Raw genomic sequence first — 7,513 nt, 5'->3', positions numbered from 1 at the left:
AAGCAGATAGGGACGCAAGCTCGGCCGCAGCGCATGGCGCATGAGCAGGGCTTTTTTCAGGGGGGTGAGTCCAAGAGGTGCTGGCATGTTCATTTGCTCTTATTAAGCGGCAATGGGAATTCGTTTTAAATGTGAATGTTTCTCAAACTTGTTATGAGACGTTCGACTTCCCGAAAACCGGAAAGCCGAGACGTAAAAAATCAGGCCGGTTCGAGTTCGCAGCTGACTTTGCCCGCTTCCATGCGCACCAACTGGTCGGCAATGTCGAAATAGCGATCGTCGTGGGAGATGACGATGATGGTCTTGCCCAGGCGTTTGAGGTCCGGCAGCAGCTCGGTGTAGAAAATGCGCCGGAAGGTCGGGTCCTGGTCGGCGGCCCATTCGTCGAACACCAGCACCGGGCGTTCTTCGATCCAGGCGTTGACCAGCGCCAGTCGCTTGCGTTGCCCGGTGGACAGGTCGGTGGTGGTGAAGGCCCCGTCGCGGATGCTCACCTTGTGCCCGATCTCCAGGCGGCGCAGATATTGTTCGGCATCTTCGGGCAGTTGTTCGCCACCCTGGACCAGGTCATCGAACAGGTAGTAGTCGGCAAAGATGGTGGTGAACAGTTGTCGATAGTCGTCGCGGGTCTCGGCAGTGACCGCGTTGCCGTTGAGGCGGATCTCGCCTTCCTGGGGTCGGTACAGGCCCAGCAGCAGCTTGATCAGGGTGGTCTTGCCGCAGCCGTTCTCGCCAACGATGAAGACGATGTCGCCCTGGTTGATCCGCAGGTTCACCGGGCCCAGGGCAAAGGGCGCGCTGCCTTCGACGGCTGGGAAGGCGTAGCGCACATCGTGCAGTTCCAGGCTGTGCACGGTCTGGGGCTGGCTCGCGGTTTCACTGAGCAGCAGGTGCGGTTCGGGGGAGGAGAAGCGCTCGGACAGTTCGGCGATCCGGCGGAAGGCCACCTGGGCGCGGCTGACAATCGGCAGGTTGCCGATCAGCAATTCCAGGGGGCCCTTCATGTACAGCAGCACCAGGACGAAACCGCTCATCACTGCACGGTCGTTGTTGGGCCAGAAGGACTGCAGGGCCAGGGCCAGGCCGATGACCACGAAAAACAGCATGGAGCCGAAGGTCTTGGCGACGATGAAAATGTTCACCGACTCGATCTGTTTGTTGCAGATGTGCTCGGCGCTGTGCTTGATCCGCTGGTTGAACATGCGGTTGCGGCGCGGCCGGTGGATGCGCAGTTCCTTGGCGCCGTCGGCAATGGCGTTGTAGTGCTTTTGCAGGTTGTCCTCTTCATCCCGGGCGTCCATGAACCCCTTGATGCCCTTGGTCTGCGCGACAAACTGCACGCTGCAGCCAATCACGATGGCCACCAGCATCAGCAGGAACATCGGCCATGAAAGCAGGGCCAGGTAACCCAGGCAGCCCAGGGTCACAGTCAGGGAAATGGCCAGTGGCGCGAAGGCGAAGGCGAAGTCGCTGATGGTGTCGATGTCGTGGGTCAGTACCGGGATCAGGCGATGGCTGCGATAGCGTTCGATCTGCTCGATGGGGGCGCTGAGGACTTTTTCCCCCAGGTCTTTGCGCAGCTTGCTGATGATGTGCTGGCCGACGTAGTTGCTGCCGATGTCCGACAGAATCGAACACAGCAGCGCCAGCAGGCACAGCCCGGCGAAGGTCAGGACCACGCCGCGACTGAGGCCGTCGGCGCCGTTCAGGGCCTGGTTGATGGTCGCCAGCAGGACGGTGATGCTCAGGCCGCCGATGATGCCCAGCACGATCGATACGGCCACTGTGGGCCAGAAAGGTTTGAGCAGGCCCAGCAGGTCACGGATGGCGCTGCGGCTACGCGGAGGGCTGTTCATGATGACTCCTGGTTCAAGCACGGATAAGGGCGGGTGAGAGGCGGTTTGCGTTGGGGCATGGGGGCCGGGGTGCAGCCGTCGGGTTCATCTGGTGCGCTTCCTCTGGAATGGATCGAGATACGGGCAAGGGTCCGGGGTGCACAGCGCGACGCGGCGTGCAGTGCCGTGCGCTTCAATGCCGGGCTTGAGGAGGCTGTCGCGTTCGGGACGGGGCTTGACTCAAGACCGTTGCAGAGAAGACGAAGTGGCACTGGGGGGATTTAGCGCAGGCCTGGCGTCGCGCCGTGCGTCGGTCGCTGCAGGGAGGCTGCAGCGACCGCTGGATCAGCTCAAAGTGGCCGATCGAAGAAGAACTCGCGTTCCAGGCGCAGCAGAGCGGCTTTCTTGTGGGCCAGCTGGATGTCCTTCAAGTGACCAAAGCCCTGGGACTTGAGGAAGTCGATCTGCCGGTCATGGTCGATGCGCGGTTCGCCAAGGATGCGCTGGGTGCGTGGATCATCCAGGAACATGTAGTGCATCAGCGAATTGAACCAGCCCTTGAGCTTGCCGATGCCCTGGTGCTTGTTCTCGCCCACCACCACGTGCCAGCCGCGGTCGTGGTCCTGCACATCGTAGTAAGGGGCGATGCGGTCTTCCTTGCACCAGTAGACTTCGAAGTAGGCGAAAGGCTCGTCGTCGTAGCAGCCGATCAACGGATGGACGCGCGGGTCGGCGAGCATGTCTTGCAGATAGGCGGCGTGCTCGTCGAGGCTGCCGGCCTGCTCCCAGAAGAACGCCACCTGCTCCAGGTTCATCCAGCGGTTGAAGGCTTGCAGGTCACGGTCCGGATCGATGGTGCGCAGGCTGAACTCGGTGTTGAGCCCCGGCAGGCGACGGCGGTACACCTCGCCCTGGGGCAGTGGCGGGCGTTGTGGGTGACGTTTCTCGCCGCTGAACTGGTAGAAGGGCGCGGTGTGGGCGCTGGCCGGAGCACTGAGCCAGGGCAGCGGGTGTTGCCAGAAGGTGCTGCGCCGGCACTGCAGTTCCACTTGATGGGTGTCGGCGGCGAGCAAGGTGTCAAAGACCCCCTGGCGGATGGCCGACACGGCAAAGTCGCGGCTGGCACGCAGGCGAACCCGCACCTGGGCGGACTTTTTCTTGTAGCAGAAATGCCCGCCGAGCAAGGCCAGCAGTGCGCTGGCCGGGTAGTTGGGGGCAATCTCGCCGGCGATCTCGATCAGTTCGCCATCGCTGCGAAAGGTCAGTGCCGCGAAGCCCTCGGTGTGCAGGCTGCCCTGGTTCTCCTCGGCGTCATGCACGCTGGCGGTGGAACCGTCGCTCAGCGACAGGGTGAACAAAGCTGCTTTCATGGTGTGTCTCCGTCAGTCGATGAGGGGAAGGGTCAAAGGTCGCGGGCAACCCGGAACCCCAGCCAGTCACCACGATCGGTGGGGTAGATGTTGTTGCGGTTGCCTGAGCGGGAAAAAATCGGCGCTTCGGTCCAATCGTTGCCGCGCATCTGCAGGACGCTGCAGTTGGGCTCGGTCCAGGCGCTGCCGTCGGTGGGGGCGCCGACATAGTTCTCATGCCAGCAGTCGGGGGTGAACTCGTAGACATTGCCGTGCATGTCGTAGACGCCGAAGGCGTTGGCGGGGAAGGAGCCGGCTGGCGAGGTGAAGCTGAAGCCGTCTTCCGGGCCGTAGGTGTTGGCGTGCTTGGCAATGCTGTACTCCTTGCCCTCGTCGAAAGGGAAGGGGAAGGGGCCGGTACTGCCGGCGCGGGCCGCGTATTCGCGCATGGCTTCGCTGACGATGAAATAGTGCTGGCCGGTGCGCTTGGACAGCCAGGCGGTATAGGCCTGGGCTTCGTTGAAGTCCAGGCACACCGCCGGTTGGCGCGGGCCGACTTCGTAGCGGGGTTTGCCGGCCTTGCATTCGCGGCCGGGGCGCGTGTCGCCGTCGGGCATGCGGTAACCGGTTTCCCGCAGGTAGGTCGCCCATTCGCCGGCCAGGACCTGGAAACGCCCGATGGCGAAAGGTTTGGCGAAGGTCACTTGATGCATCGGACCTTCATCCTCCTGGCGGCCGACCTCGTCAGCAGGGGTGCCCATGGTGAAGGTGCCCGCGGGCAGCACCACCATTTCCGGACAGTCCTTGCAGTCCTTGAATACTTTGCCCGGCTGGGGCGGGGCGGCGGCCTGGGCGGCGGTCGGCAGGAACAGGCTCAGCAGCAGGGCCAGGGAGAGACTGGCCAGGGCCGGGCGGTGGGCGGTGCTCAGTGAATGCTGTTTCATCATGACTCTCTTTTTAAAAGTGACGCAGGGCGCAAGGAGGGGCGGCTTCAGACCTTTTTGCGCAGCAGGTCCATGAAGCGATCGATCTGTTGTTCGTCGTTGAGCAGGCCAGGCGCGGTGCGGATCACCGGGCCGACGTCGCGGTCCACGGCATCGACCACCACCTTATTGGCCATCAGGTAGGCGGCGACCTTGTCGCAGTCCTGATTCTTGATCCGGAAGAAGGTGAACCCCGCCGATAGCTCGGGGCTCAGGGGGGTGACCAGCTCCACTTGGGGCAGCTCCTGCAGGCGTTGCTTGAGGTAGCTGTTGAGGCCGTGGATGCGCGCCTGGACCCGGGCCTTGCCCAGCTGCAAGTGCAGCTTGAAGGCTTCATCCAGGGCCCAGCGGTGTTCAAAGGCGTGGTAGCCGCCGGGGGTCATGCTGGTGGCGAAATTGTTGTCCTCGGAAAAGGTCGGCACGCTGGGGGTGACGTTCTTCAGTTCCTCGGAGCGGGCACAGATGATCCCGGTGCCGCGGGGGCCGAACATCCACTTGTGGGTGCCGGCGATGAAGAAATCGCAGTGCATGTCGGGAAAGCTCAGGTCCTCCACGCCAAAGCCGTGGACACCGTCGACCACGTAGAGAATCTGTTGTGGCTCGTCACGCTGGCGGTTGAGTTCCGCCACCAGCTGGCCGATCTCGCCGATCGGCAGTTTCACGCCGCTGCCCGACTGCACCCAGGTCATGCCCAGGACTCGGGTATTGGGGCGGATACTGCGCTTGATCGAATCCAGGATTTCATCTTTGGACACCCGGTGCGGGTCCTTGAACAGGCTGATCTTGCGCACCTGGGTGCCTTGCTTGCGCACCCGGTATTGCAGGCTGTACTCGGTGGCGTAGTGCTCGTGCACCGTGGTCAGGATTTCCTGCTCGGGCCGTACGTGAATGCCGCCATAGATCATTGCCAGGCCTTCGCTGGTGCTGCCGGTGAGGGCGATCTGGCCGGGCTTGGCTTGCAGGTAGCGGCCAGCCCATTGACGGACTTGGGCCTCACGTTTCCAGGGTTCCTGCAGGTCCCAGTCCATGATCAGCCCAGGGTTGCGGTCGATATTGGCGCGATGCCGTTCGATGGCTTCACGCACGGGCCTTGGGTGCGAGGTCACCAGGAAGTTGGAGAAGTGCAGGTAGTCCGGGTCCTGGTTGAACAGCAGGCGCAGTTGCGCCCATGGGGCCTGGGGCATGGGGGACGGGGTGCTGGTGCCGGACGCAGCCAGGGCGCCGGCGCCCAGAGGCAGGCCGGCGGCGAGGATGCCGGCCTGTTTGAGAAATGTACGGCGATCGGTCATGAGCTCATTTCACTGGTTGGCAAAAGGGGAGGATCAGCGGTTGGCCAGAGGCTTGGCGGACTTCTGCACCTGCTCCCAGACCCGCAGGAAGTTGCCCCCCCAGAGCTTGGCGATATCCGCTTCGCTGTAGCCGCGCTGCAGCAGTTCGGCGGTGACGTTGCGGCCCTCGCTGACATCCTTCCAGCCGTCCAGGCCGCCGCCGTCGTTGAAGTCCGAACTGATGCCGACGTGGTCGATGCCGATCTTCTTCACGGCGTAATCGATGGCGTCGCCGAAGTCCTTGAGGGTGGCCTTGGGTTCTGCTTCGACAATGCTGTACAGCTCGCCGGCATATTCGCCAAAACGCTGCTCGGGCCACACGGTGATGATGGCGTCGCCGGGCATCAGGGCCATTTCCAGCCCGGTCAAGGGTTGCAGGTCGAAACGCGCGCGCAGGGCATTGAGCTTGTCCCGGGTCGCTTGGCTCAGGGGGCGGATATAGGTGGGGAAACCGACGATCTGCACCACGCCGCCGCTGTCCTTGATCAGCTGCATTTCCTTGTCGCTGAGGTTGCGCGGGATATCCACCAGGGCCCGGGGCGCCGAGTGCGAGGCGACGAAGGGCGCGCGGCTGAGCTGGCTGACCTGCTCCAGGGCCTTGGTCGACATCTGCGAAACATCGATGATCACCCCCAAATCGTTGAGCCGGCGCACGGCCTGCTGGCCCAGGTCGGACAGCCCGCCCAGGGCATCCGGGGTGTCGTTGAAGAACGGCAGTGGCCGCGAGGAATCGGACCAGGCGTTGTTGCCTACATAGCTGAAACCGAACATGCGCATGCCACGGGCAGTCCAGAGATCGAGCTGGTTGAGATCGGTGCCCAGCGGGTAGGCGTTGAGCATGCTGAGGAACACCGCGAACTTGCCTTCACCATTGAGGCGGCGGAACTCTTCCGGGGTGTGGGCGATGGCCACCTGGTTGGGGAAATCGCGGACCATGCCGGTGAGAATCTTGTAGCGCGCTTCCTGTTCATTACGCGCGGCGTCGACAAAGCCCGCCGTTGGGCGATGAGGGGCATTTGGGCCGTTCCAGATTTCCGGCCAGCCAAAGATCGTCAGGGCTGCGCCGGACAGGCGCCCGCGTCCGGCCTTGGCCAGGTCGAACTGGCCGCTGCCGTCCTTGTCGGCCTCGTTGCCGGCACTGCCGAAATCCAGGGGCACGGTAATGTGGCTGTCGAAGGAGAGGATGCGCTCCTGCAGTTCTTCTGCCTGCTTCATCACCTTGACCGGGTAGCCGGGGTTGTCCCTGAACCAGTAGTCCCAGGCCAGGAAGCCGGCGCCGGCGCCAATCGCCAGGGCCAGCGGCAGGCCAATGTAAAGAGCCTTCTTCGAACGTGGTTTTGTCATTGCCATCTCAGTCGGATTCGCCGTCAAGGTGCAGGCACAGGGGCCTTTGCTATCTGGGAAGAACGAGCCAGTGACGAGGAAATTTAAGCCTCCTGCGCGGGCGGTAAATTTCCTGGGGCAATAAACGTTCTAGCTTGGATAAAGCCTGCATCAGGGCTGACACAGGTAGGGCAATGACGATTTCTCGACGAGGGTTCATGGCGGGCTTGGCGCTGACTGGCGCTGCCGTGCCGGCGGCGTTTTATGTGCATCGCGAGTTGACGCGTGAGGAATTCCCGATCACCCCGGGCGAGGCCACAGTGGAACTGGCGGATACCGCCGGGCAGCGCTTGGCGGACCAGTTGCGGGGTATCTGGAGCATTCGCTTCGAAGGTGCCGATGCCGGGCTCGATGGCTTGGGGCGCCAGGACTTGGAAGTGTTTCTCGACATCGCCCAGCGCGGGCGCGGCCTGCGCGGTTACCTGGATACCGCCGAGGGCCTGCGCGGCGGCGCCGAGCCGCGCTACCGGATCGTTGCCGACCTGGTGAGCCCACAGCCGGGTGAGATGTACTGGCGATTGATTCCTGCCACGGCGGCGGACGGTGCCGCCACTTATGAGTTCAAGATGAGCTTGGATGAAGTCTGGGCCGACTTCGCCAACGCCGGCAGCGGCACCCTGAGCGGCCGTGTCGAG

General features: G+C 63.2%; 6 protein-coding genes. 1 reads left to right on the top strand and 5 read right to left on the bottom strand.

Translation table 11 applies throughout. The features are described from left to right. Positions 1–200 precede the first annotated feature (200 nt). The 5 genes from BLX41_RS11385 to pvdM form a co-directional block, all read right to left on the bottom strand. Complete coding sequence (locus BLX41_RS11385; RefSeq protein WP_123724950.1) at positions 201–1,856, bottom strand: cyclic peptide export ABC transporter; 1,656 nt, start codon at positions 1,854–1,856, stop codon at positions 201–203. 329 nt (positions 1,857–2,185) lie between these two features. Next, positions 2,186–3,205, bottom strand: a complete 1,020-nt coding sequence (locus BLX41_RS11380; RefSeq protein ID WP_123724949.1) for a GNAT family N-acetyltransferase — start codon at positions 3,203–3,205, stop codon at positions 2,186–2,188. 32 nt (positions 3,206–3,237) lie between these two features. Further along, entirely contained in the window at positions 3,238–4,128 is an 891-nt protein-coding gene (pvdO, locus tag BLX41_RS11375) for a dihydropyoverdine dehydrogenase (RefSeq protein ID WP_123724948.1), read from the bottom strand. A gap of 47 nt (positions 4,129–4,175) precedes the next feature. Further along, positions 4,176–5,456 carry a pyoverdine-tailoring periplasmic protein PvdN gene (gene pvdN / locus BLX41_RS11370; protein ID WP_123724947.1) on the bottom strand — a complete coding sequence of 427 codons (1,281 nt, stop codon included), beginning with the start codon at positions 5,454–5,456 and terminating at the stop codon, positions 4,176–4,178. Positions 5,457–5,489: 33 nt separating this feature from the next. Beyond that, positions 5,490–6,839, bottom strand: coding sequence for a pyoverdine-tailoring dipeptidase-like protein PvdM (gene pvdM / locus BLX41_RS11365; protein ID WP_123724946.1), 1,350 nt, complete (start codon positions 6,837–6,839; stop codon positions 5,490–5,492). Between the two features lie 173 nt (positions 6,840–7,012). Here pvdM and BLX41_RS35100 point away from each other — a divergent pair. After that, on the top strand, positions 7,013–7,513 hold a 501-nt coding region (locus BLX41_RS35100), incomplete at its 3' end, for a twin-arginine translocation signal domain-containing protein (protein WP_259744713.1).

The organism is Pseudomonas protegens, from assembly GCF_003732485.1.
Classification (GTDB): domain Bacteria; phylum Pseudomonadota; class Gammaproteobacteria; order Pseudomonadales; family Pseudomonadaceae; genus Aquipseudomonas; species Aquipseudomonas protegens_B.
This window is presented reverse-complemented; position numbering and strand designations above follow the sequence as displayed.